Source organism: Achromobacter sp. K91 (genome assembly GCF_003576205.1).
GTDB classification, from domain to species: Bacteria; Pseudomonadota; Gammaproteobacteria; order Burkholderiales; family Burkholderiaceae_B; genus Achromobacter; species Achromobacter aegrifaciens.
Map to the genome: position 1 here is coordinate 60,081 of NZ_QWFB01000034.1, position 23,370 is coordinate 83,450.

The following is a 23,370-nucleotide window of genomic DNA, read 5'->3' on the forward strand; positions in this document are numbered from 1 at the left end:
GACAAAGAAAAGGGGACGCCAACGGCGTCCCCTGCTTTGACCGACCACTAGGAGGCTGATGCCGGCGGGTCCTGTTCCCGGTAGGAGCTGACGGTGCCGTCCGGCTCGGTCTCTTCCAGCCGCACCCTGAAACCCCACAGTCGGGCCAGGTGCTTCATCACCTGTTCGGCGTCCTCGCCCGCCAGCGGGCGGCCGCGGCTCTTCAGGTGGCGCAACACCAGCGAACGATCCGAGTCGCGGTTGAAGCGGACCACCTGGATGTCCGGCACCATGTTGTCGCGGTTGTGTTGCGCAGCCAGCAGGCGGCGGATGTCGCGGTAGCCTTCGTCGTCGTGGATGGCGGCGACTTCGAGCTTGGGGTTGGCCTGGTGGTCGGAGATCGCGAAGAAACGGAACTCGCGGATCAGGCGGGGCGACAGGTACTGCGAGATGAAGGATTCGTCCTTGAAGTTGCGCATGGCGAAGTCCAGCGTCTTCAGCCAGTCGCCGCCGGCGATGTCGGGGAACCAGCGCCGGTCCTCGGCCGTCGGCGCCTCGCAGATGCGGCGGATGTCGGACATCATCGCGAAGCCCAGCGCATAGGGGTTGATGCCGCCATAGCCGCGTTCGTCGAAGCCGCGCTGGCTGACCACGTTGGTGTGGCTTTGCAGGAACTCCATCATGAAGCCGTCGTTGACCAGGCCTTTTTCATGCAGCCGGTTCAGGATGGTGTAGTGCCAGAACGTGGCCCAGCCTTCGTTCATGACCTTGGTCTGGGTCTGCGGATAGAAGTATTGCGCGACCTTGCGGACGATGCGCACCAGTTCCTTCTGCCACGGCGCGAGCTTGGGCGAATACTTCTCGATGAAGTACAGCAGGTTCTCTTCGGGCTCCGGCGGAAACACCGAGGCCTCGACGTGGGTGTCCTTGTCGGCCTCCAGGCGCGGCAGGGTACGCCACAGGTCGTTGTACTGCAGCCGGGCATGCTCCTGGCGTTCAGCCTGGCGCGCGGCCTCTTCCTTGTAGGAAATGGGCGTGGGGCGCTTGTAGCGGTCCACGCCGTGGTGCGAGAGCGCGTGGCAGGAATCGAGCAAGGATTCCACCGCGTCGATGCCATAGCGGTCCTCGCAGGACATGACGTATTTGCGCGCGAAGACCAGGTAGTCCAGCACACCGTCGGCATCGGTCCATTGCCGGAACAGGTAATTGCCCTTGAAGAACGAGTTGTGGCCGTAACAGGCGTGGGCGATCACCAGCGCCTGCATCGTCATGGAGTTCTCTTCCATGAGATAGGAGATGCAAGGGTTGGAGTTGATGACGATCTCGTACGCCAGCCCCTGCATGCCGCGGCGGTAGAACTGCTCGTTGCGGATGAATTCCTTGCCGTACGACCAGTGCGGATAGCCGATAGGCAGACCGGCCGACGCATAGGCATCCAGCATCTGTTCCGAGGTGATTACCTCGATCTGGTTCGGGTACGTGTCCAGTCCGTATTCGGCGGCGACCTTGGAGATCGCGTCGTCATAGGACTGGATCAGTTCGAAGGTCCATTCGGAACCCTGGGAGATGGGCCGGGCGCTGCCGGCGGCCTCCGGTTCCACGAGCGCTCCCACGATGGCATTCATGCGGTTTCCTTTTTGAACAGGTCATGGAACACGGGGAAGATCTCGCCGCGTTCGCAGATGCGCCGCATGACGAAATGCGGCTCCAGTTTCTGTTCATATTCCGCCCACAGGCTGCTCTTGCGCGCCTCCTGCGAGTCGGGCACTTCGATGTAGGCAAAGTAGCGCGTGGCCGGCAGCAGATGTTCGGCCAGGAAGCGCGCGCTCTTGCCCGCGTCGGCGCCGAACGAGTCGCCGTCGCTGGCCTGCGCCGCGTACACGTTCCAGGCGGTCGGCGGATAGCGCTTCTCCAGGATCTCGCGCATCAGTTCCAGCGCCGACAGCACGATGGTGCCGCCGCTCTTGGGATCGTAGAAGAAGGTATGTTCGTCGACTTCCTCGGCGTTGTCGGTGTGGCGGATGAAGACCAGGTCCACGTGTTCGTACTTGCGCGACAGGAACAGGTAAAGCAGCGAAAAGAAGCGCTTGGCCAGGTCCTTCTTGTTTTCGTCCATGGAGCCCGACACGTCCATCAGGCAGAACATGACGGCGCGCGCCATCGGGATGGCCACCGACACCCGGTTGCGGTAGCGCAGGTCCAGGTCGTCCAGGAAAGGCACGCGGGCCAGGCGTTCGCGGCAACCTTCGACGTCCTGCTCCAGCGCCTTGATCTCGTCGGCGGGAGCGCCCGCTTCCAGCGCCTTGGCCAGGCGCTCCTCGGCATCCTCCAGATCGGCGCGCGCCTTCACGCCGAGCGACACGCGGCGCGCCAGCGAGGACTTGAGCGTGCGGCTGATGCTCAGCATGCTGGGCGAGCCCGTGGTCGTGTAGCCGGCGCGCTGCCATTTCTTCTGGCTGACCTCGCCCAGCTGCGTGCGCGCCATGTGCGGCAGTTCCAGGTCCTCGAAGAACAGGTTCAGGAATTCCGCCCGCGACAGGCTGAAGGTGAACTGGTCGACCGATTCGCCTTCGCCCGGCTCGGAGCCGCCTTCCCCCTGCCCGCCTTGCGGCCGGTCGAACGTGTCTCCCTTGGCAAACTCGCGGTTGCCGGGGTGCACGATCTCGCGGTCGCCGCCCTGGCCGTGATGGAAGGTCGGCTCAGAGATGTCGCGGGCGGGCAGGTTGATCTCGCCGCCCTGATCCATGTCCTGGATGGAGCGGTCGCGGATCATCCCATGTACCGCCTTGCGGATCTGGTTCTTATAACGCCGGAGAAAACGCTCCCGGTTGACGGCGCTTTTATTGCGCCCGTTAAGACGGCGATCGATGAGTGAATTCATGATTCACCTCGCTCAGGAAGACTTCCTCACACGGAGATACCACTCGCACAGCAGTCTCACCTGCTTTTCCGTGTAGCCCTTTTCAACCATGCGATCCACGAAGCTCTGGTGCTTGGACTTGTCCTCGGCCGACGCCTTGGCGTTGAACGAGATCACCGGCAACAGGTCTTCGGTGTTCGAGAACATCTTCTTCTCGATCACTTCGCGCAGCTTTTCATAGCTGGTCCAGGTCGGGTTGCGGCCGTTGTTGTTGGCGCGCGCCCGCAGCACGAAGTTGACGATCTCGTTGCGGAAGTCCTTCGGGTTGGCGATGCCGGCCGGCTTCTCGATCTTTTCCAGTTCGTCGTTGAGCGCGCTGCGGTCGAAGCTTTCGCCGGTTTCCGGGTCGCGGAATTCCTCGTCCTGGATCCAGCAGTCGGCAAAGGTCACGTAGCGGTCGAAGATGTTCTGGCCGTATTCCGAGTAGGACTCGAGGTAGGCGGTCTGGATTTCCTTGCCGATGAATTCCGCGTAGCGCGGCGCCAGGTAGCCCTTGATGAATTCAAGATAGCGCCGGCGGATTTCCTCGGGATAATCTTCGCGGCCGATCCGCTGCTCGAGCACGTACATCAGGTGCACCGGGTTGGCGGCGACTTCGGTCTGGTCGTAGTTGAAGACGCTGGACAGGATCTTGTACGCGAAACGCGTCGACACCCCGGTCATGCCTTCATCTGTGCCGGCATAGTCCTTGTATTCCTGCAGGGCCTTGGCCTTGGGATCCACGTCCTTCAGGCTTTCGCCGTCGTAGACGCGCAGCTTCGAATAGATGCTGGAATTTTCGGGTTCCTTCAGGCGCGTCAGGACCGAGAACTGCGCCATCATGTCCAACGTTCCCGGGGCGCATGGCGCCGCCGACAGCGAACTGTGGTGCAGCAGCTTTTCGTAGATGCGGACCTCTTCCGACACCTGCAGGCAGTAAGGCACCTTGACGATGTAGATACGGTCGAGGAACGCCTCGTTGTGCTTGTTGTTGCGGAAGGTCTGCCATTCCGATTCGTTCGAGTGGGCCAGAATGGCGCCGTTGAACGGGATCGCGGAAAAGCCTTCGGTGCCCTTGAAGTTGCCTTCCTGGGTTGCCGTCAGCAAGGGGTGCAGCATCTTGATCGGGGCCTTGAACATCTCGACGAATTCAAGCAGCCCCTGGTTGGCCAGGCACAGCCCGCCAGAGTAGCTGTAGGCATCCGGATCGTCCTGCGAGTGGCGGTCGAGCATGCGGATGTCGACCTTGCCCACCAGCGACGAAATGTCCTGGTTGTTCTCGTCGCCAGGTTCAGTCTTGGCGATGGCGATCTGGCGCAGCACCGACGGGTTCAGGCGCACGACGCGGAACTTCGAGATGTCGCCGTCGAACTCCTTCAGGCGCTTCACGGCCCAGGGGGACATGATGCCGCTCAGGTAGCGCCGCGGGATGCCGTATTCCTTTTCAAGCGTGTCGCCGAAACGTTCCGGGTGGAACAGTCCGAGCGGCGATTCGTTGACCGGCGACCCCTTCAGGGCGTAGATGGGATAGGCCTCCATCAGCGACTTGAGCCGCTCCGCGATGGACGACTTGCCGCCGCCCACCGGGCCCAGCAGATAGAGGATTTGCTTGCGCTCTTCCAGTCCCTGCGCGGCGTGCTTGAAGAACGCGACGATCTGTCCGATCACGTCCTCCATGCCGTAGAACTCCTGGAACGCCGGATAGCGTCGGATGGTCCGGTTGGAAAACAAACGGGAAAGACGTGGGTCGTTGCGCGTATCCACGACTTCGGGTTCGCCTATTGCCGCCAGCATGCGTTCTGCGGGGCTGGCGTACGCCATGGGATCGCTTTTGGCGAGGTTGAGGTACTCCTCGAGAGAGAGTTCCGATTCCTGCTCTCTTGCATACTGCGACTTGAAGCCTTCGACGATGTTTTGCACGGAAACCTCCTACAACACGCGAAAAATCCAATACGTCCCTACCTGCCCCCATTGTGCCTCAGCGCTCGCGCATTACTAGACAATCTCGCGATAAGCACTGTCGGCCGGATGGTATGTTGCTTTCGCCACACATCAACCAAAGGCATGATCAGGCCCTTTCCAGTTAGGCTGCACTCTTCGGATGCAAGTTCCGTCAGGGAATGCAACTTAAGTGAATAAGTTCACTCGTTCGACTTCAGCATATCGCTGTATGCGTGCGTGCATGATGCATCCGCACATGAAATGCTCAGCAATGATTTGAAGGGAAGAGCGATGTCCCAGGGATTTTTATGATGCGGGCATAAACCCGATGCGCCCGCTGTGCGATGGCAGCGGACGGTCTGAACGGCGCGTAGCGTCTTCGTTCAGCAGCGTGCAGGTCCGGTTGTGAAAAGCACCGATGACGCTGCACGAGGATCCGTGGTGACGAGGGCGCGTGGCATTGCACGGTGTAGTCCATCAGTGCGTGGCGCCAAGTCATGTGCCTATGCTAAAGCCAATTGACGTTTTTGTGGCAATTCATTTAACGCAAGGCCAAAAATAGTCGTGTCGCGCGCTTTCAAATTCATGCAATAGACACGCGCTGCAACCACGCAAACCTGCGCAAACTTGATGGCATATCGATAGCGCTGGCGCATCGCGAATCGCCTGCAAGCCCGGATTACGGAGGTCTGCGCGATTGGCAGCCGCGAACGCAGAGTGCTAATACCCCTTGCGGCGGCGATAGAATCACGCATTCGAAACGCGCCGCGCATTTGGTTCGCTTCCTGTCGTCCGCCCATCGCCATCGCCACATCATAATTTTCCGATTTTTGACCCGCCGCATGAAGGTCCTCGTCAAACGCTGTCGCGCAGTGCTTTGCAGCGTCTTGCTGCTGCTTCTGGCCGCTTGCGGCAAGCAGGCGGATCTGCCGGCCGACGCCTATGTCTGGCAACGCGTCTGGACGCCGCCGGTCAGCCAGGCGCTGGCCGACAGTGCCGACGTGGTGCGGGCATGGCGCGTGCTGATAGCGGAAATGAACCCGGATGGCAGGAGGTTCACTGCTGCGCCCGATCTGGCCGCACTGGCCGCGGCCAAACGTCCCGTCATCATGGTTTTCCGCCTGGACGGTCGCGCCGATGCGCTGCCCGCCGCGGAAGTGCTTGCGCGGATCAACGCCGCGCGCGGCGCATGGGAAAGCGCGGGTATCGGCTTGGCCGGCATCGAAATCGACTACGACTGCCCAACCTCCAAGTTGCCCGCCTATGCGACGTTCCTGGAGACCTTGAAGCAGGGCCTGGGACCGGATCTGCCTTTGTCGATAACCGCGCTGCCGACATGGCTGGGCGGCGCCGGGCTCGACGCGCTGTTGCGGATTCCCGATGAAGCCGTGTTGCAGGTCCACGCCGTGCTGAGTCCCGAACAGGGGCTGTTCAATGCCAGGCGCGCAAGCGCCTGGCTGGCGGCGTTCGCGGACCGCACCCAGCGGCCATGGCGCGTGGCGCTGGCCACCTATGGCAGCCGCGTAAGCTGGAACGACGACGGCAGCATCGCCGCGGTCGAAAGCGAACGCCCCGCCCTGCTGCCGGGCGGCCGCGCCAGCGAACTGGTGGCCACCCCGGCAGCCATGGCGGCTTTCATCGATGAGATCCACCGCGCCCGTCCGCGCGGACTGGCGGGCATCGTCTGGTTCCGCCTGCCCACCGCGCGCGACGAACGCGCCTGGAGCCTGGCCACCTGGCGCGCCGTACTGACGCGCCAGCCCCTGTCGCCGGCGCTGTCCGTCACGGCGCGCGCAGCAGGCGGCAGCGGCGCGCAAGACCTGATTCTGGCCAACGGCGGCAATGCCGACGCAGCCCTGCCCTTCGCGATCCGCTGGCAAGGCGCTTGCCGCGCGGCCGACGGCATCAATGGCTATACCCTCGAACATGATTCCAGCGGCGCCTTCCTGCGCCGCTCCCAGAATGGCCTGCTGCATGCCGGCGGCCAACGCAACATAGGCTGGATACGCTGTGAAAACGGGCCCACGAGCTTCCATGTACAACCGTAAATCGCTTGCGGCGCTGCTGCTCCTGACGGGAGCCGGTATCGTCATCGCCTGCGGGCCGGAGTTCCCCGCCCAGCTGCTCGACGACCGCGCGGCTACGCTGCGTGCGACGCCGGCCAACGCTTTCAGCTATGAAACCGCGCGCCTCGTGGACGCCAGCGATGCGCTGCGAGCCCGCGAAGCCTATGAATTGCCGGACGGCAGCTACCTGCAAAACGCCCTGCCGGAAGACCGCGATCCCGCGCTCACGCCGGCGCAGCGGACCACGGCTCGCGCCATGCGCGCGCAAGCCGATGGCGACCGGGCCTATGCGCTGGGCGCCGATTTGCCGGAAGCGGTGCGTCTTTACGCCGCGGCCGCGGTCGACACCCATGCCGCCCGCGAAGCGCCGGATACCGACCGCCTGTTGGGGCAGGCGCGCGCCCGCTACCGCGCCATTCTCCAGTTGCCGGCGCAGCAGGCCGCGCCACGCAGCGTCTGGGCCGCCTATATGCTGGCAGAAATCGGGGACGAGACAGAGTTAGCCACTGACGACGCCGAGGCGCAGCGGCAGGCCGCAGCACAAGCCTATGGCCGCGTGCGGCAACTGGCGCGCGACGGTGCGCCGGACCCGCTGGGCCTGGCCGTTGCCAGCTACGGCCAGGAGGCGCGCCTGTTCCTCGCCGGGCCGCAGGGGCAATGCAGCTATATGGAGCTGGTCAATGCCGAGCCCTGCATGGACGCCATTCCCGCGGCCTCGCTAAAGCATGCGCTGCGCCTCTATGCCGAACAGGCCGCGCGCGACTCCGTGAGCGGCAATGCATCGCTGCGCATGCTGGCCGAATGGGCCTTGGAAGATCCGGCGCGCACGCGCCGCCTGATCGACGATCCAGTCGCGCAACGCCTGCTGGTGGCCTACGCGCTGGCCAGGGTCGGCGACATCGTGGACGGCAGGCCGGACAGCGCCAGCGATCCGCACGCCGCCTACGATACGACTGGCCAGGTGGGGTTGGCCGATGCGGCGCAAGGGCATGACGTCACACCCAATCCGGCGCTGCAATCGCTGGTTGCGGCATTGGAAACCCAGGACCTGAAGCAGGTGCCGGACGCCGACCGCGTGGCCGCGCTGGCCTACCGCATCGGCCGCTACGAGCTGGCGCAGACGTTGGCCGCGCGGCTGGACACGGCCTTGGCCTGGTGGGTCCGCGCCAAGCTGGCGCTGCGGCAAGGCGATACGCAGGCGGCGGCCCAGGCCTATGCCCAGGCTGCACGCGCGTTTCCGCGCGCCGACGGCAGCCTGGAGGCTGTCGGCGCGGCGCGCCTGCTGGGCGAACAAGGCGTGTTGACGCTGTCGCGCGGCCAGTATGTCGAGGCGCTGGATCAACTACTGCACGCCACCGTGAAGGACGATCCGGCCAATCCGGCCGGAGGCTTCTGGTTATCCACCCCGTACTGGAATGACGCTGCCTACGTCGCTGAGCGCGTGCTGACCACCGCCGAACTCAAGTCCTATGTGGACCGGCATGCGCCCGCCACTCCGGCGCCGGCAAGGTCCGTGCCGCGCGATCCGCAGAATTTCTACGACTGGGTAAGGCAGCATCCCATCACCGCATCCGATCGCCTGCGCCTGCTGCTGGCGCGCCGGATGGTGCGCGAAGGTTCGATCGAGCTGGCGCTGCCCTATTTCCCCGCCGATTCGGACGCCCGCTACGCCACGCTGGAAAGCGTCGACGGCAAGTGGGAAGTGCGTCTGCAGGAAACCCGCCGGCTCGCCGCGGAGTATGGCGCGGCCTTGCGCCGTGCCGGGAGCGCCTGGGGCCGCACATCACGGGCGCAAGCCTGGTACGAAGCTTCGCGGCTGGCGCGGCGCGACGGGATGGAGATCATGGGCTACGAACAGGAGCCGGATTTTGCGGTCTATGGCGGCAACACCAGTTATGGCGCGGGACGCAGCGCGGTCCCAGGCTGGAAGGCAGAGGATGACGATGCCGGAACGCCCGACACGCCGGCCTTGCGTGCCGCCGCCGCGCTGCCGGGCCCGTTTGTCACCGAAGAGGAACGCCGTCGCTATGCCGCCAGCGAAGCGCAGCCCTACACCCGCTTCCACTACCGCGAGATCGCGGCCAATCATGCGCTGCGCGCGTCCGACGAGCTGCCACGCCGCTCGCAAGCCTACGCCGCCGTGCTGTGCCAGGGCGCCCGCTACATCATCGACGACTCCCCGGAACTGGCCGCCACGATCTACCGCCGCTATATAGAACACGGCGCGCAGGTGCCGTTCAGCGGCTCTTTCGGCCGCGAATGCGCCGCGCCCGATTTCCAGGCGGCTGCCTGGTTCCATTACACGCAGGCCGGAAAATCGTGGGAACGTCTGCGCCGCGACCATCCCGGCCTGCTGCTGGCGGCCGCGTTGTTGGCCCTGGCCGGCGGCGCTGCCACGATCCTGGCCTGGCGCTACACCGCGGCGCGCACGGGCCGGCGCCGCGCCTAAGACAGCTCAGGCAGCTCCACCCGCCGCGTCAGCTGATTCCAGGTGTCGGCCACCCGGGCGCGCACGCGCAGATCTGCGCCCACCGGCGCGGTCTCGATGAATTCATAGCGGCGGGCGCCGTCCAGGTGCTCCAGCATGGGCAGGCGGACCATGCCGGCGGCGTCGCCCAGCAGCACCGGCGCCAGGTACAGCAGCAGTTCATCCACGCAGCCCGCGGCGACCAGCGCGCCGCTCAGGCCCGCGCCGGCTTCGACGTGGACCTCATTGAACTGTTCCTGCGCCAGCCAGCGCATCATCGCCGGCAGATCGACCCGGCCCGGCGCCTCGCCCGGCAGCAGCACCACGCGGGCGTTCCTGGCCTGCAGGCGCGCGGCCTTGGCGGCATCTTCGCGAGCCGTGAAGATGATGACCTCGGCGCCATCGAACAACCGCGCGTCCTCGGGGATTTCAAAACGGCCGTCCACTACCGCCTTGCGCGGCTGACGGGGCGTGTCCACGCCTCTGACATTGAGCTGCGGATCGTCTTTCAGCACGGTGCCCATGCCGGTCAGCACCACGCAGGCGCGGGCGCGCCAGCGGTGTCCGTCGGCGCGAGCCTCGGGTCCGGTGATCCATTGCGAGACGCCGTTATGCAGCGCGCTGCGCCCGTCCAGCGAGGCCGCCATCTTCATCCACACCCACGGCAGGCCGCGGCTCATGCGCGAGATGAAACCCGCGTTGATGGCCAGCGCCTCCGCGCGGCAGACGCCCGTGGTCACCGCGATCCCGGCATCGCGCAGACGCGCCAGTCCTTGCCCATTGACCAGCGGATTGGGGTCGCCGATGGCCACCACGACCCGCGCCGGCCGGGCCGCAAGCACAGCGTCCACGCAGGGCGGCGTGCGGCCGAAATGGCTGCAGGGTTCCAGGGTGACGTAAAGCGTGGCGCCTTCCACGGATTCGCCGCGCGCCTGGACGTCGCGCAAGGCGCAGACTTCCGCGTGCGGGCCGCCCGGCGGCTGCGTGGCGCCTTCGCCCAGCACCCGGCCGTCGCGCACGATCACGCAGCCGACCCGGGGGTTGGGCGCGGTGGTGTACATGACGGCCTGCGCCAACGCCAGGGCGCGGCGCATCCAGAAAATGTCGTCGTTGTCGCTGGGAATCATCATGTCCAGGATTGTATGTCCGCCGCAGGGCGGGCAGGCGGTCCGGCAGCGGGTCCACCGGGGCAGCGGCGGCCAATGTCCGTTTTAGGCCGATGGCCGTCTTTCGCCGCACTCGCCGCCACGCCGGATTGCAGTAAAAATAGCTGCACACCCCTAAAATTCGCCCTCCAGGAGCGCGATCCATGAAACAAGCACTGATCGTCATCGACGTACAAGACTCTTTCCGGCAACGTCCGTTTTGGGATGAAGCCGAGTACCCTGCGTTCGTGGAACAGATCCAATCCCTGATCGACGCCGCCCAGGCCCGCGACATTCCGGTGCTGCAGGTGTTCCACACCAGCGTGTCGAACGACCCCGCCAACCCCTTCTCGATGGCCTCCGGCCACGTCAAGACGCTCAAGGAACTGCGCATCGAGCCCACCGCCGTGTTCCACAAGACCGTGCATTCCTCGCTCTACGCCAAAGACGCGGACGGCGCCAGCCTGCAGGACTGGCTGGTGAAGCACGGCATCGAAGGCATCATCGTCAGCGGCATCCGCACCGAACAGTGCTGCGAAACCACCTCGCGCCACGCCAGCGACGCCGGCTACAAGGTGGTGTTCCCCACGGACGCCACCCTGACCTTTGCCATGCAGAGCCCGTCCGGCCAGCATTACACGCCGGCCGAGATCCGCGACCGGACCGAGCTGGTGCTGCAAGGGCGTTTTGCCCGCATCGCACGCGCGGCCGACGCGCTGGCGGCCTGACACTGGCGGAGGGCCGCATGGTTCCAGTGTATTTCGTGCTGACGCGGGGCGTCGTGCTGCTGGACGTGGCAGGCCCCGCGGAGGCCTTCCGCGTCGCCAACAAGCTGGTTCCCGGGGCCTTCGAACAGCATTTCTGCGGCCCGTCCCGGGAAGTCGAAAGCGGCCTGCCGGGCCTGCACCTGGCTCATATCCAAGCCTTGCCGGCCAGCCTGCCCCCCGAAGCCCTGGTCATCATTTCCGGCGTGGTGGGCAAGCCCACGCGCCTGGACGACCCCGACTCGCGCGCCATCATCGACTGGCTCGCGGCCCGCCATCCGGTGGACGGCTTCACGCTGATGACGGTGTGCGCAGGCGCCCTGTTCGCCGCCGCCGCCGGCCTGACGCGGCAGCGCGACTGCACCACACACCACACTTGCCTGGAACAGCTGGCCAGCATTGACCCGAGCGCGCGGCTGCATGACAACCGCATCTTCGTCGAAGACGGCAAACTGGTCAGCAGCGCCGGCATCACGGCCGGCATCGATTTGGCTCTGCACATGGTGTCGCGCCATTGCGGCCCGCGCGTGGCCAGCGAAACGGCGCGCGACATGGTGGTCTACCAACGGCGCGCCGGCACGGATTCCACGCTGTCGCCCTGGCTGGACCATCGCAGCCACCTGCATCCAGGCGTGCACCGGGTGCAGGACGCGGTCATCCGTGATCCGGCGGCGCCCTGGTCGGCGCAATCGCTGGCGGACCAGGCGCACACCAGCGCGCGCCATCTGACGCGGCTGTTCCGCGAACACGCGGGCTGCACGCCAATGGACTACCTGTATCAGATACGCGTGGCGCTGGCGCGCGACCTGCTGCGCGATACCCGGCTGGACCTGGAGCGCGTGGCCGAAAAGTCGGGATTCGGCTCGGCGCAGCACATGCGCCGCGTCTGGCGCAAGTTCCAGCCGCTGACGCCCAGCCTGGCGCGTACGGCTCCCACCATGCAATGACGGCGCCGCAGCGCCGTCATTTTCCAGCTTCCATGCGGCCAGCCGACCGCGGATCGGTTGAACCTGAGCCCTGCTAGTCCTTGCGCAGCTTGCCCGGCAACAGCGGCCCTTGCATCTCGCGGATGGCTTCGACGAATTCGCCGATGTCCTCGAAGCTCTTGTAGACCGAAGCGAAGCGCACGTATGCCACCTTGTCGAGCTTGCGCAGTTCGTTCATCACGAGCTCGCCTATATGTTCGCTGGGCACTTCACGCAGCCCGCTGGCCAGCAACTGCTCTTCGATGCGCGCGACCGCGGCGTCCACGTCTTCCGTGCTGACGGGACGCTTGCGCAGCGCCAGGCTCAGGCTGGCGCGCAGCTTGCCGGGGTCGTAGTCGCTGCGGCTGCCATTGCGCTTGACGATGGAGGGCATGGCCAGCTCCACCCGTTCATAGGTGGTGAAACGTTTGTCACAGGACAGGCAGCGACGGCGACGGCGTATGGCGTCGCCTTCTTCGGAGACCCGGCTGTCTACGACCTGCGTTTCGGCATTGCCGCAAAATGGACACCGCATGTGTGATCCCTAAAGGCACTGAAGGGGCAATAGTTGAGCATATTGTAACGAGGCGTCCGGCCGCCAGCGCCAATACGGGCTAATCCGCCCCCGTATTTTTTACCAGGCGGCGCCAGCCGCCCGAAAACAAAGGGACGGCGCCTTGCGGGGCCGTCCCTGGTAGACCGCCGCGGCCGGGCCACAGCCCGCCGCAGGGATTGCTCGCTTACTTCTTGCCGTAGACCGGCAGGCGCGAGGTCAGTTCGTTGACCTTTGCACGCACAGCGGCGATGTTGGCTTCGTCGCGCGGATTGTCCAGCACGTCGGCGATCAGGTTGGCGGTCAGCTCGGCTTCGGCTTCGGTGAAGCCGCGCGTGGTCATGGCCGGCGTGCCCAGGCGGATGCCGCTGGTCACGAAGGGCTTTTCCGGGTCGTTCGGGATGGCGTTCTTGTTGACCGTGATGTGGGCCTGGCCCAGCACGGCTTCCGCTTCCTTGCCCGTGATGCCCTTGGAACGCAGGTCCACCAGCATGACGTGGCTTTCGGTGCGGCCGGAGACAATGCGCAGGCCGCGCTTGACCAGCGTGTCGGCCAGCACCTTGGCGTTCTTGACCACTTGCTGCGCGTAGTCCTTGAAGGCAGGTTCCAGCGCTTCCTTGAAGGCCACCGCCTTGCCGGCGATGACGTGCATCAGCGGACCGCCCTGAATGCCGGGGAAGATCGCCGAGTTGATGATCTTCTCGTGCTCGGCCTTCATCATGATGACGCCGCCGCGCGGGCCGCGCAGCGACTTGTGCGTGGTCGAGGTGACGAAGTCGGCGTGCGGAACCGGGTTGGGATAGGCGCCGCCAGCGACCAGGCCGGCGTAGTGGGCGATGTCGACCATGAACAGCGCGCCGTTTTCACGGGCGATGCGGGCCATGCGCTCGAAGTCGATGTGCAGGGCGTAGGCGGAGGCGCCAGCCACGATCAGCTTGGGCTTGTGCTCCTTGGCCAGTTGCTCGACCTGGTCATAGTTCAGGACTTCGTTTTCGTCCAGGCCGTAGGAGATGAAGTTGTACAGCTTGCCCGAGGCGTTGACCGACGCGCCGTGCGTCAGGTGGCCGCCTTCGGCCAGGCTCATGCCCAGCACGGTGTCGCCCGGCTTCAGGACGGCCATGTACACGCCCTGGTTGGCCTGCGAACCCGAGTTGGGCTGCACGTTGGCGGCTTCGGCGCCGAAGATCTGCTTCAGGCGGTCGATGGCCAACTGCTCGACCACGTCCACGTATTCGCAACCGCCGTAGTAGCGCTTGCCCGGATAGCCTTCGGCGTACTTGTTGGTGAGCTGCGTGCCCTGGGCTTCCATGACGGCCGGGCTGGCGTAGTTCTCCGAGGCGATCAGCTCGATGTGCTGTTCCTGGCGGACGTCTTCCTTCTGGATGGCGGCCCAAACGTCCGGGTCAGCCTTGGACAAGGTGAGGTTGCGGTCAAACATGACGGGGGGTTCCTGAGGCGGTAAGAGAGGAGAAAACTGCGCCCGGGTGGGTAAACCCGGAGAATGACGGATAGTTTACCCCGTCGGACAGGATCAAATGCTCCCAAAATGCAGGGAACCCGGGCAAAATTCCCGGCATGGGCGCGAAAACCACGCCATCCTCCGCGGCCGGAAAAGCCGTCTCAATCCGACTTGAGAAACTTTCATGCAAAGCGCCACGCTCATAACCTACTCATTAGTAGCTGCGGTCAGCGTCGTCAGCCCCGGCCCGGCCACCATGCTGGCCATCCGTAACGGCGCGGCGGGTGGATGGCGGGCCGTGCTGCCCTCCACCCTGGGTAATGTCACCGGGCTGTTCCTGCTGTCGGCCGCCGCCATGCTGGGACTGGGCGTGGTGCTGCAATCGTCCGCCATGCTGTTCATGCTGCTCAAGCTGGCCGGCGCGGCGTACCTGCTCTACATCGGCCTGCGCCACCTGCTGGGCCGCTCGAACATTGCGCCGCCCGCAGACGCCGCCGCGCTGGCGCCGCGCAGCGCCGGGCGGCTCTATTCGGAAGCCGCGCTGGTTGCAACGCTGAACCCCAAGCCCATCCTGTTCTTCACGGCGCTGTTTCCTCAGTTCCTGAACGCGGCCGAGCCCTTGCTGCCGCAGTTCTTCATCCTGACGGGCATCTTCACGGGCATGTCGCTGGTGTCGCTGCTGGCCTATGGCGCCTTGGCCCACCGCGCCCGGCGCCTGCTGCGCCAACCCCGCATCGTGACCTGGATCAACCGCCTGGTCGGCGCCATCTTCATCACTTTTGGATTGGCGCTGCTGCGGCTCAAGCGCGCCACGGGCTGAATCTTTTCGGCGATGAAAAAAGGCCGCAGTCGCAAGACTGCGGCCTTTCTGTGGCGCGGCGAATCAGGCCGAGGTGGCGCCGATCTGCTTGGGAGCCAGTTTCGGATTGAGCGTATAGGTGCCGGTCAACGACGCCTGCGCCAACACGTGCTTCTGGATCGCGCGCAGCGCGTCTTCGCCGGTGAACGAACCCTGCAGGTTCAGCGTGGGCACGTCCAGCGCATACAGGGTGAAGACGTAGCGATGCGGGATGGCGTCGTTCCAGGGCGGGCACGGGCCGTCATAGCCGAAGTAGTCGCCGCTCATGTCGTGATCGTTGGCGAACCATGACGAGTACGAGTTGATGCCCTGGCGCGCATCCATCGGCGCCAGCGGGCCGCCCTTGCCGCGCGGCGTGATGCCGCTGGAGAAGGCGCCTTCCTCGATGTCGCGCAGGTCGGCCGGCAGATCGACCAGCACCCAGTGGAAGAAGTCCACGCGGGGCAGGCTGGCCGGCACCTCGCGGCCTTCCTGGTTGACGTCGTCGGGTTCGGAGGGCACATCGGGATCATGGCAGATCAAGGCAAACGACTGCGTGCCCGCCGGAACTTCGTCCCAGGAGAACTGCGGGTTGAAGTTGTCTGCCAGCGCGACGTGCGATTGCGCATCGATCCTGCCGAAGGCGTAGCGTTCGGGAATCGACTCGTTATCGGAAAAGGACAAACTCGAAAGTTTCATGTCGTGCTCCTTGATGTGCCGCAAAGGCCCCACTGCCCCTGTCTGTACCCTCAGCGTATCAAAACTTCGCAATCATGGGTTCAAGTTAACACGCGCAAATTTGCGCTTGCCCACCTGAACGACGTAAGTCCCCGCCGGCAATTGCAACGATTTGTCTTCCACGCGGTCGCCATTGACGCGCACGCCGCCTTGCTCCACGTTGCGCTGCGCTTCCGAACCGGAGGCCACCAGGCCGGCTTCGCGCAGCAGCTTGAGGATGCCCACCGGCGCGCCGCCGATGTTCACTTCGGGGATGTCGTCGGGGATCGCGCCGTCGCGGAAACGGGCTTCGAACGAGGCCAGCGCGTCATCGGCAGCCTTGACGGAATGGAAGCGCGCAATGATTTCCTGGGCCAGCATGACCTTGGCGTCGCGCGGGTTGCGGCCGCCATCGATCTCCTGCTTGAGCGCCGCGATCTCTTCCAGAGAGCGGAACGACAGCAGCTCGAAGTAGCGCCACATCAGCGTGTCGGAAATCGACATGAGCTTGCCGAACATCGAATCGGGCGACTCCGAAATGCCGATGTAGTTGCCCTTGGACTTGGACATCTTCTCTACGCCATCCGTCCCGACCAGCAGCGGCATCGTCAAGATGCACTGCGGCTCCTGTCCATACTCTTTTTGCAGCTCGCGCCCGACCAGCAGGTTGAACTTCTGATCGGTGCCCCCCAGCTCCAGATCGGACTTCAGCGCCACCGAGTCATAGCCCTGCATCAGCGGATACAGGAATTCATGGACCGAGATCGGGATGCCGCCCTTGAAGCGCTTGGTGAAGTCCTCGCGCTCCATCATGCGCGCGACCGTGTAGCGCGACGCGAGCTGGATCATGCCGCGCGCGCCCAGCGGATCGCACCACTCGGAGTTGTAGCGGATCTCGGTGCGCGCCGGATCCAGCACCAGGCTGGCCTGGGCGTAATAGGTCTTGGCGTTGGCCTCGATCTGTTCACGCGTCAGCGGCGGGCGCGTGTTGTTGCGGCCGCTGGGATCGCCGATGGTGGACGTGAAATCGCCGATCAGGAAGATGACGTTGTGGCCCATGTCCTGCAGCTGGCGCATCTTGTTCAGCACCACCGTGTGACCCAGGTGGATGTCCGGCGCGGTCGGATCCAACCCCAATTTGATGCGCAGAGGCACGCCCGTGGCGCGGCTCCTGGCCAGCTTGCGGGCGAATTCGGACTCGACCAGCAACTCATCGCAACCGCGCTTCGCTATACGCAGGTCTGCTTCGACTTCAGGGGTAATCGGGGCTTCTGAGGGTGACATGGCAGGGGGACCAACTCGGCTTCAGCCGATAAAAAGGTGTAAAAAGTGACGAAAACTATCGAAAATTCTAGCCGAATCAGCTAGGATACCGCCCTAATCATACGCAATTGCCATCTATACGCAGTTGTGGTCCGGTTTACACCCCGTTGTTCACAAGATGCGCCCCGCGCCAGCCCTTGCCCCGAAATGTGCGCGCGAGGGCCGTTCGTGTCACGCACCCTGCGAGCTCTAGCCACCTGAGAGGGTATCTTCACGATGAATCGTGGCCTCCACGAAATGGCGAGTAGCATCAAACGCAAAGTTGCTGCCGTGTTTGCGCCCGGCGAGCCCAAGCCCCAGCGCTCGGGACTTTTCCGCCGCACTCTCCTCGTCACCGCAATTGGTCTGTTCGCTGGCGCCGCCGCCCTCGGCATGGTGCAGCAACCCGACCGCACTGAACTCCCCCCTTCGCGCATCATCAGCAGCGTCCTGCCGCTAAGCGCCGAGCAAGTCGAAGTCAGCACTCCCAGTGCCGCTCCCTATATCAGCGAAACCCGGATCCGCGCCGGCGACACGCTGGCCGCGGTGCTGCAACGCCTGGAACTCGACGCGCCCAGCCTGCAGACCTTCCTGACGCACGAAGCCAGCGCCCGCAGCATCTACAAGCTGTACCCGGGCCGCTCGGTGCAGGCCGCGACGGACGAAGCCGGCAACCTGATCTGGCTGCGTTACATCCACACCCCCGGCAACGAGACGGACGGCCAGGTCGTGACGCGCATGCTGCACGTCGCGCCGGCAGGCGACAGCTACAAGGCCGAGGAAATCACCGAAAGCACCGAACGCCAGACCCGCGTCGCCGTGGGCACGATCCGTTCGTCGCTGTTCGGCGCCACCGACGCCGCCGGCATCCCGGACTCGGTCACCATGCAGATGGCCGACATCCTCAGCGCCAAGATCGACTTCTTGCGCGACCTGCGCCAGGGCGACAAATTCCGCGTGGTCTACGAAGTGCGTTCGCACGACGGCCGCTACGCCGGCGCCGGCCGAGTGCTGGCGCTGGAATTCATCAACGGCGACAAGACCTACAACGCCGTCTGGTTCAGCCCCGACGAAAAGAGCGGTTCGTACTACGACTTCGACGGCACCAGCCTGCGCGGCGCGTTCCTGCGCACCGCCCTGAAATTCAGCCGCATCAGCTCCACCTTTGGCATGCGCATGCACCCCATCCACAAGACCTGGACGGGACACAAGGGCGTGGACTACGCGGCGCCTTCCGGCACGCCGATCCACTCCACCGCTGACGGCACGGTGGAATTCTCCGGCTGGCAGAACGGCTACGGCAACGTCGTCATCGTCAAGCACCACGGCAAGTATTCGACGCTGTACGCCCACCAGAGCCGCATCGCCGAAGGCATCACCAAGGGTTCGAAGATCTCGCAAGGCCAGTTGCTGGGCTATGTCGGCGCCACCGGCTGGGCCACCGGCCCGCACCTGCACTATGAATTCCGCGTGGACAACCAGCCGATCGATCCGCTGTCGGTGGACCTGCCGGTCGCCCGCAGCCTGGAACCCGCCGAAGTCCGCGCCTTCAACCAGGCCGTGGCTCCGTACAAGGCGCAGATCCAGCTGCTGACCGAGTTCCAGCAGACCCTGCCCGACGCGCTGACCAACGTGGCCAGCCGCTAAAGCCGGCCTAACGTCCCCGTCAAAGGCGGCCCCGCACTCTCAGTTGCGCGGCCGCTTTTTCTTTTTCGAGGCTCTCGTGAATCCTTCCACAACTAACGCTCAGCTCTATATCGGACTGATGTCAGGCACCAGCGTGGACGGCGTGGACGGCGTGCTGGTGCGCCTGGACGACGGCGCGGCGCCAGCCGTGCTCGCCAGCGCCAGCCTGCCCATGCCTGCGGACCTGCGGCGCGAACTGCTGGCCCTGAATCAATCCGGCGACGACGAGCTGGCCCGCGCCGCGCTGGCCGCCAACGCCCTCGCCCGCCTGTATGCCCAGGCCGTGGCGGCCCTGTTGCAGCAGGCCGGCGTCGCGGCCGGCGACGTGACCGCCATCGGCGCCCACGGCCAGACGGTCCGGCACCGGCCCGACCTGGGCTACACCGTGCAACTCAATGCCCCCGCCGTGCTGGCGGAACTGGCCGGCATCGACGTGGTGGCGGATTTCCGCAGCCGCGACGTGGCCGCGGGCGGCCAGGGTGCGCCGCTGGTGCCGCCCTTCCACGCTGCCATCTTCGGCGCGCCGCAAGGCCGCGCCGTCCTCAACCTGGGCGGCATCGCCAACGTGACGCTGCTGGAGCCGGGGCATGCGCCCCGCGGCTTCGACACGGGACCCGCCAACGTCCTGCTGGATGGCTGGTGCCAGCGTCACCTGGGCCGGCCTTATGACGCGGATGGCCGCTGGGCCGCGACCGGCCAGGTGCTGGCGCCGTTGCTGGAACAAATGCTGGCCAGCGAACCCTGGTTCGCCCTGCCCCCGCCCAAGTCCACCGGGCGCGACCTGTTCAACATGCAATGGCTGGACGACCGCCTGGCCGCGTTCGACGGCCCCAAGCCTGCGCCGCAAGACGTGCAGGCCACGCTGCAACGCCTGACCGCGCGCACGGTCGCCAATGCCGTCGATGCGGCCGCGGCGGGCACGCAGGAAGTCTTCGTCTGTGGCGGCGGCGCGCGCAATCCGGGCCTGATGCGTGAGCTGGCCTACTGCCTGCAGCGGCCCGTGCACGCCACCGATGCGCTGGGCGTGCCGGCGCAGGAAGTCGAGGCCCTGGCGTTCGCCTGGCTGGCGCAGGCCTTCGTGCAGCGTAGGCCGGCGGGCCTGCCCGCCGTCACCGGCGCGCGTGGCCCGCGTATCCTGGGCGCGCTCTATCCCGCCTGAAAACCGCACGCCCATGCAAAAAGCCCTTCGGCGCGCCGAAGGGCTTTTACTTTTCCTGCCTGGGTGATTACACCGAGAACGAGGAACCGCAGCCGCAGGTGGTGCTGGCGTTGGGATTGCGGATGACGAACTGCGCGCCTTCCAGGTCTTCCTTGTAGTCGATCTCTGCGCCGACCAGGTACTGGAAGCTCATCGGATCCACCAACAGTTGCACGCCAGCCTTGTCCAGCACGGTGTCGTCATCGTTCACGACTTCGTCGAAGGTGAAGCCGTACTGGAAACCCGAACAGCCTCCGCCCTGCACGAAAACGCGCAGCTTCAGCTCAGGATTGCCTTCTTCGGCCAACAGATCCTTCACTTTGGCCGCGGCCGAGTCGGTAAACACCAGGGGAGCAGGCGGGGCGGCCTGCAGGTCGACGGTTTCGGTCACTGCATTCATGGTTCACTCCTGGCCGGTTCGGCCATATTTCGGTGAGCGGCAACGGCGCTCGCATAGTGTCACTATAGCGCAGGGCTTGCGCAGACTCAAAGTTCGAGCTTGACGCTTCTTGACGCCCGGACCGTGTCGCCCTCCAGGACGCTGACGGTCACGCTTTCGGGGACAAATCCGTCGGGCAGCGCCAGGATGCCCTGGCTGCGCTGATACTGGTCGAACTGCAGGGCCAGCGGCGAGGTCGGCGTGCTGTCTCCAGGAATGGCGACGGAGCCGGATTCGGCCTTGACCTGCATGGGCGCCAGATCCACCTTCACGGTCTCGCCCTTCAGGATGCCGGTGGCCTGGAAACGCAAAGCGCCCGAAAACGGAGACCCGCCATTGCGGCCGCTGCGCATCAGCAGGACCTTGTAGCGCAGGCCGCCGCCGCTGCGGTCGATCTCGACGCCGCGGATGTCCACCGAACCCTCGGGGCCCGGCGGCAACAGCTGCTCATAGAACGCCAGTTGATCGCGGACCCGGCCGACCTCGGCCTGGACCGTGCGCAGCTGCGTTTCCAGTTCCTGGCGCGCGGCGCGTTCGATGACCAGTTCGCCGTCGGCGGTGTCCAGTTGGCCCTGCGTGTAACGCAGCTGGGTCGACTGCTGACGCATGGCCTCTTCCTGGACCTCGGCCTGCCGGGCGCTGATCACCACGGCATCCTGCGGCCGGTAGAGCTTGCGAGTGTAGAAAAAACTGGCGGAACCGCCCAGCAGCACGCCGATCAGCAGGCCCACGAATACGCGCGCCAATCCGCCGGCGGAGCGAGGCTGGGGCGTGGTAGAGGAATCGGCGGACATAAAGAGCGGCGGCTTGCGGCCTTACGGCCGCAAGCCTGCGTACATCAAGGCAGGATCGCGACCTGGTCCAGGCCGGTCGATTCAGGGATGCCGAACATCAGGTTCATGTTCTGCACGGCCTGACCAGCGGCGCCCTTGACCAGGTTGTCCTGGATCACCAGGACGATCAGTTGGTCGCCATTGCCGGGGCGGCTGAGCGCGATGCGCAGGTTGTTGGAAGCGCGCACCGAACGGGTTTCCGGCAGGCTGCCGGCGGGCATCACGTCGACGAAGGGTTCGTCAGCGTAGCGCTGTTCAAACAGGGCCTGGAAGTCGGTATCGCGGGCCTCGGGCAGGATGCGCGCGTAGATGGTGGAGAACATGCCACGGATCATCGGCACCAGATGCGGCACGAAGGTCAGGCCGACCTTGCCGCCAGCGATCTTTTCCAGCTGCGCGACGATTTCCGGGTGATGGCGGTGGCCAGCCACGCCGTAGGCCTTGAAGTTGTCGGAGGCTTCGGAGAAGAGCGAGCCCACTTCCGCCTTGCGGCCAGCGCCCGAGACGCCCGACTTGCAGTCGGCGATCAGGGTTTGCGCATCGATCAGCTTCTTGCCGCCTTCGAGCAGCGGGGCCAGGCCCAGCAGCACGGTGGTGGGATAGCAGCCGGGGTTGCCGATGACGCGGGCCTTGGAGATGGCCTCGCGGTTCAACTCCACCAGGCCATACTGGGACTCGGCCAGGATGTCCGGGCAGGTATGGGGAATCTTGTACCAGCGTTCGAACGTGGGGATGTCCTGCAGGCGGAAGTCCGCGGCCAGGTCGATGACCTTGGTGCCGGCATTGATGAGTTCCTGGGCCTGGGCCATGGCAACGCCGTGGGGCGTCGCGAAGAACACGACGTCGCAATCCGTCAGCGTGGCCTTTTCCGGCGCGGAGAAAGCGATATTCACGCGGCCGCGCAGGTTCGGATACATGTCAGCCACCGGCAGCCCGTCTTCCTTGCGGGACGTGATGGCGGTCAATTCCACATTGGGATGCTGCGACAGCAAGCGCAGCAGCTCGACGCCGGTGTAACCGGTGCCGCCGACGATACCAACCTTGATGCGGGTGTTCGATGCTTGGGCCATGATGTGTGCTCTTCGTAGAACGAGGATCGATTGTATCGCTCGGGAAAGCGGGTGTTGCGGCTAAGAGCCCGAAATGGCACCGCAGTCCTTCTTTCCGACCGGAGGGAATGCGCGGAGTTCCGCGCGGGACGTACAACGGCCGGACCGCATCCGGCGCTGGAACAAACAGTGCGAAAAAAAGCCCGCCGAAGCGGGCTTTTCTTGCAGCAGCGTATTAACGCTTGCTGAACTGCTTGCGCCGACGTGCCTTGCGGAAGCCGACCTTCTTGCGTTCGACTTCGCGGGCATCGCGGGTGACAAAGCCAGCTTGCGACAGTGCGGGCTTCAGGGTCGCGTCGTAGTCGATCAGGGCACGCGTGATGCCGTGACGGACTGCGCCGGCCTGGCCGGTTTCACCGCCGCCGTGCACGTTGACCTTGATGTCGAACGATTCCAGGTGGCCGGTCAGTTCCAGCGGCTGGCGCACGATCATGCGGCCGGTTTCGCGGGCGAAAAAGTCGTCGACGGGCTTGCCGTTGACAACGATCTTACCCGTGCCCTTCTTGATGAAAACGCGAGCCACCGAGGTTTTGCGACGGCCGGTTCCGTAATTCCAGTTACCGATCATGGCGTTTCCTTAGATATCCAGCGTCTTGGGCTGCTGGGCGGTGTGCGGGTGCTCGGCACCGGCGTACACCTTCAGTTTCTTGATCATGGCGTAGCCCAGAGGACCCTTGGGCAGCATGCCCTTGACAGCCTTCTGGATGGCGCGGCCGGGAAAACGCTCTTGCATCTTCTCGAAGTTCGTTTCACGGATACCGCCCGGGTACGTCGTGTGGCGGAAGTACTTCTTGTCCTTCGCCTTGGCGCCCGTAACAACGATATCGGCAGCGTTGACGATGACGATGTAGTCACCGGTATCAACGTGCGGCGTGAATTCAGGTTTGTGCTTGCCACGCAGACGACGTGCGACTTCGCTGGCCACACGACCGAGGACTTTGCCCTTGGCGTCGATCACAAACCAGTCACGTTGGACTTCATGCGGCTTGGCCACAAAGGTCTTCATGATG

21 protein-coding genes are annotated in these 23,370 nt (G+C 65.0%); 7 read left to right on the forward strand and 14 right to left on the reverse strand.

What is annotated here, in order from left to right:
- Positions 1 to 47: 47 nt before the first annotated feature.
- The 4 genes from DXK93_RS17325 to DXK93_RS31850 form a co-directional block, all read right to left on the reverse strand.
- Positions 48 to 1,604 carry a SpoVR family protein gene (locus DXK93_RS17325; RefSeq protein ID WP_082401331.1) on the reverse strand — a complete coding sequence of 519 codons (1,557 nt, stop codon included), beginning with the start codon at positions 1,602 to 1,604 and terminating at the stop codon, positions 48 to 50.
- On the reverse strand, positions 1,601 to 2,860 hold the full coding sequence (locus DXK93_RS17330) for a YeaH/YhbH family protein (RefSeq protein WP_054458415.1): 1,260 nt from the start codon (positions 2,858 to 2,860) through the stop codon (positions 1,601 to 1,603). The genes DXK93_RS17325 and DXK93_RS17330 overlap by 4 nt, the downstream gene beginning before the upstream one ends.
- Positions 2,861 to 2,872: 12 nt before the next feature.
- Positions 2,873 to 4,789, reverse strand: a complete 1,917-nt coding sequence (locus DXK93_RS17335) for a PrkA family serine protein kinase (protein WP_370127010.1) — start codon at positions 4,787 to 4,789, stop codon at positions 2,873 to 2,875.
- 533 nt (positions 4,790 to 5,322) lie between these two features.
- Positions 5,323 to 5,631, reverse strand: a complete 309-nt coding sequence (locus DXK93_RS31850) for a hypothetical protein (protein WP_147400248.1) — start codon at positions 5,629 to 5,631, stop codon at positions 5,323 to 5,325.
- Positions 5,632 to 5,706: 75 nt separating this feature from the next.
- Here DXK93_RS31850 and DXK93_RS17340 point away from each other — a divergent pair, with 75 nt between their 5' ends.
- Together DXK93_RS17340 and DXK93_RS17345 are read left to right on the forward strand one after the other, a co-directional pair.
- Entirely contained in the window at positions 5,707 to 6,867 is a 1,161-nt protein-coding gene (locus DXK93_RS17340; RefSeq protein ID WP_233564560.1) for a DUF3142 domain-containing protein, read from the forward strand.
- Positions 6,854 to 9,334, forward strand: a complete 2,481-nt coding sequence (locus tag DXK93_RS17345) for a hypothetical protein (RefSeq protein ID WP_119450701.1) — start codon at positions 6,854 to 6,856, stop codon at positions 9,332 to 9,334. Before DXK93_RS17340 ends, DXK93_RS17345 begins: the two co-directional genes overlap by 14 nt.
- Here DXK93_RS17345 and ribD read toward each other — a convergent pair.
- Positions 9,331 to 10,482 carry a bifunctional diaminohydroxyphosphoribosylaminopyrimidine deaminase/5-amino-6-(5-phosphoribosylamino)uracil reductase RibD gene (gene ribD, locus DXK93_RS17350; protein ID WP_370126984.1) on the reverse strand — a complete coding sequence of 384 codons (1,152 nt, stop codon included), beginning with the start codon at positions 10,480 to 10,482 and terminating at the stop codon, positions 9,331 to 9,333. The two genes, DXK93_RS17345 and ribD, sit on opposite strands and share 4 nt — an antisense overlap.
- A 179-nt stretch (positions 10,483 to 10,661) precedes the next feature.
- On the opposite strand from ribD, the gene DXK93_RS17355 reads away from it, so the two are divergent.
- Positions 10,662 to 11,225 carry a cysteine hydrolase family protein gene (locus DXK93_RS17355; RefSeq protein WP_054458405.1) on the forward strand — a complete coding sequence of 188 codons (564 nt, stop codon included), beginning with the start codon at positions 10,662 to 10,664 and terminating at the stop codon, positions 11,223 to 11,225.
- A 17-nt stretch (positions 11,226 to 11,242) separates the two neighbouring features.
- A complete protein-coding gene (locus DXK93_RS17360; RefSeq protein ID WP_119450702.1) occupies positions 11,243 to 12,208 on the forward strand; it encodes a GlxA family transcriptional regulator in 966 nt (321 codons plus the stop codon).
- A gap of 73 nt (positions 12,209 to 12,281) precedes the next feature.
- Here the strand turns inward: DXK93_RS17360 and nrdR are convergent, their stop codons facing one another.
- Complete coding sequence (gene nrdR / locus DXK93_RS17365) at positions 12,282 to 12,761, reverse strand: transcriptional regulator NrdR (protein ID WP_013391422.1); 480 nt, start codon at positions 12,759 to 12,761, stop codon at positions 12,282 to 12,284.
- 205 nt (positions 12,762 to 12,966) lie between these two features.
- Positions 12,967 to 14,217 (reverse strand): serine hydroxymethyltransferase, encoded by a 1,251-nt coding sequence (glyA, locus tag DXK93_RS17370; RefSeq protein ID WP_054458401.1) that lies wholly within the window; start codon positions 14,215 to 14,217, stop codon positions 12,967 to 12,969.
- A 205-nt stretch (positions 14,218 to 14,422) separates the two neighbouring features.
- On the opposite strand from glyA, the gene DXK93_RS17375 reads away from it, so the two are divergent.
- On the forward strand, positions 14,423 to 15,058 hold the full coding sequence (locus DXK93_RS17375) for a LysE family translocator (protein WP_054458399.1): 636 nt from the start codon (positions 14,423 to 14,425) through the stop codon (positions 15,056 to 15,058).
- A 63-nt stretch (positions 15,059 to 15,121) separates the two neighbouring features.
- On the opposite strand, the gene DXK93_RS17380 is transcribed toward DXK93_RS17375, so the two are convergent.
- Both DXK93_RS17380 and tyrS read right to left on the reverse strand, forming a co-directional pair.
- Complete coding sequence (locus DXK93_RS17380; RefSeq protein WP_054458397.1) at positions 15,122 to 15,775, reverse strand: YbhB/YbcL family Raf kinase inhibitor-like protein; 654 nt, start codon at positions 15,773 to 15,775, stop codon at positions 15,122 to 15,124.
- Between the two features lie 72 nt (positions 15,776 to 15,847).
- Positions 15,848 to 17,077 (reverse strand): tyrosine--tRNA ligase, encoded by a 1,230-nt coding sequence (tyrS, locus tag DXK93_RS17385; protein ID WP_119450703.1) that lies wholly within the window; start codon positions 17,075 to 17,077, stop codon positions 15,848 to 15,850.
- 255 nt (positions 17,078 to 17,332) lie between these two features.
- Here tyrS and DXK93_RS17390 point away from each other — a divergent pair, with 255 nt between their 5' ends.
- Together DXK93_RS17390 and DXK93_RS17395 are read left to right on the forward strand one after the other, a co-directional pair.
- On the forward strand, positions 17,333 to 18,742 hold the full coding sequence (locus DXK93_RS17390; protein WP_054458392.1) for a M23 family metallopeptidase: 1,410 nt from the start codon (positions 17,333 to 17,335) through the stop codon (positions 18,740 to 18,742).
- Positions 18,743 to 18,818: 76 nt separating this feature from the next.
- The gene (locus tag DXK93_RS17395) at positions 18,819 to 19,940 is read left to right on the forward strand and encodes an anhydro-N-acetylmuramic acid kinase (RefSeq protein WP_255423470.1); all 1,122 of its coding nucleotides are present in this window, start codon (positions 18,819 to 18,821) and stop codon (positions 19,938 to 19,940) included.
- A 67-nt stretch (positions 19,941 to 20,007) separates the two neighbouring features.
- Here the strand turns inward: DXK93_RS17395 and erpA are convergent, their stop codons facing one another.
- The 5 genes from erpA to rplM form a co-directional block, all read right to left on the reverse strand.
- A complete protein-coding gene (erpA, locus tag DXK93_RS17400) occupies positions 20,008 to 20,379 on the reverse strand; it encodes an iron-sulfur cluster insertion protein ErpA (RefSeq protein ID WP_013391415.1) in 372 nt (123 codons plus the stop codon).
- An 86-nt stretch (positions 20,380 to 20,465) separates the two neighbouring features.
- Entirely contained in the window at positions 20,466 to 21,212 is a 747-nt protein-coding gene (locus DXK93_RS17405; RefSeq protein ID WP_119450705.1) for a DUF6776 family protein, read from the reverse strand.
- A 44-nt stretch (positions 21,213 to 21,256) separates the two neighbouring features.
- Positions 21,257 to 22,321: an N-acetyl-gamma-glutamyl-phosphate reductase gene (gene argC, locus DXK93_RS17410; RefSeq protein ID WP_054458385.1), complete on the reverse strand. Its 1,065-nt coding sequence runs from the start codon at positions 22,319 to 22,321 to the stop codon at positions 21,257 to 21,259.
- Positions 22,322 to 22,535: 214 nt separating this feature from the next.
- Positions 22,536 to 22,928 carry a 30S ribosomal protein S9 gene (gene rpsI / locus DXK93_RS17415; protein ID WP_006217310.1) on the reverse strand — a complete coding sequence of 131 codons (393 nt, stop codon included), beginning with the start codon at positions 22,926 to 22,928 and terminating at the stop codon, positions 22,536 to 22,538.
- A gap of 9 nt (positions 22,929 to 22,937) precedes the next feature.
- Entirely contained in the window at positions 22,938 to 23,366 is a 429-nt protein-coding gene (gene rplM / locus DXK93_RS17420; RefSeq protein WP_013391412.1) for a 50S ribosomal protein L13, read from the reverse strand.
- Positions 23,367 to 23,370: the final 4 nt, after the last annotated feature.

Bases quoted from the DNA above. Each gene is read 5' to 3' on its own strand.
- DXK93_RS17325 (WP_082401331.1), bottom strand. From the start codon at position 1,604: ATGAATGCCATCGTGGGAGCGCTCGTGGAACCGGAGGCCGCCGGCAGC.
- DXK93_RS17330 (WP_054458415.1), bottom strand. From the start codon at position 2,860: ATGAATTCACTCATCGATCGCCGTCTTAACGGGCGCAATAAAAGCGCC.
- DXK93_RS17345 (WP_119450701.1), top strand. From the start codon at position 6,854: ATGTACAACCGTAAATCGCTTGCGGCGCTGCTGCTCCTGACGGGAGCC.
- ribD (WP_370126984.1), bottom strand. From the start codon at position 10,482: ATGATGATTCCCAGCGACAACGACGACATTTTCTGGATGCGCCGCGCC.
- DXK93_RS17355 (WP_054458405.1), top strand. From the start codon at position 10,662: ATGAAACAAGCACTGATCGTCATCGACGTACAAGACTCTTTCCGGCAA.
- DXK93_RS17360 (WP_119450702.1), top strand. From the start codon at position 11,243: ATGGTTCCAGTGTATTTCGTGCTGACGCGGGGCGTCGTGCTGCTGGAC.
- nrdR (WP_013391422.1), bottom strand. From the start codon at position 12,761: ATGCGGTGTCCATTTTGCGGCAATGCCGAAACGCAGGTCGTAGACAGC.
- glyA (WP_054458401.1), bottom strand. From the start codon at position 14,217: ATGTTTGACCGCAACCTCACCTTGTCCAAGGCTGACCCGGACGTTTGG.
- DXK93_RS17375 (WP_054458399.1), top strand. From the start codon at position 14,423: ATGCAAAGCGCCACGCTCATAACCTACTCATTAGTAGCTGCGGTCAGC.
- DXK93_RS17380 (WP_054458397.1), bottom strand. From the start codon at position 15,775: ATGAAACTTTCGAGTTTGTCCTTTTCCGATAACGAGTCGATTCCCGAA.
- tyrS (WP_119450703.1), bottom strand. From the start codon at position 17,077: ATGTCACCCTCAGAAGCCCCGATTACCCCTGAAGTCGAAGCAGACCTG.
- DXK93_RS17390 (WP_054458392.1), top strand. From the start codon at position 17,333: ATGAATCGTGGCCTCCACGAAATGGCGAGTAGCATCAAACGCAAAGTT.
- erpA (WP_013391415.1), bottom strand. From the start codon at position 20,379: ATGAATGCAGTGACCGAAACCGTCGACCTGCAGGCCGCCCCGCCTGCT.
- DXK93_RS17405 (WP_119450705.1), bottom strand. From the start codon at position 21,212: ATGTCCGCCGATTCCTCTACCACGCCCCAGCCTCGCTCCGCCGGCGGA.
- argC (WP_054458385.1), bottom strand. From the start codon at position 22,321: ATGGCCCAAGCATCGAACACCCGCATCAAGGTTGGTATCGTCGGCGGC.
- rpsI (WP_006217310.1), bottom strand. From the start codon at position 22,928: ATGATCGGTAACTGGAATTACGGAACCGGCCGTCGCAAAACCTCGGTG.
- rplM (WP_013391412.1), bottom strand. From the start codon at position 23,366: ATGAAGACCTTTGTGGCCAAGCCGCATGAAGTCCAACGTGACTGGTTT.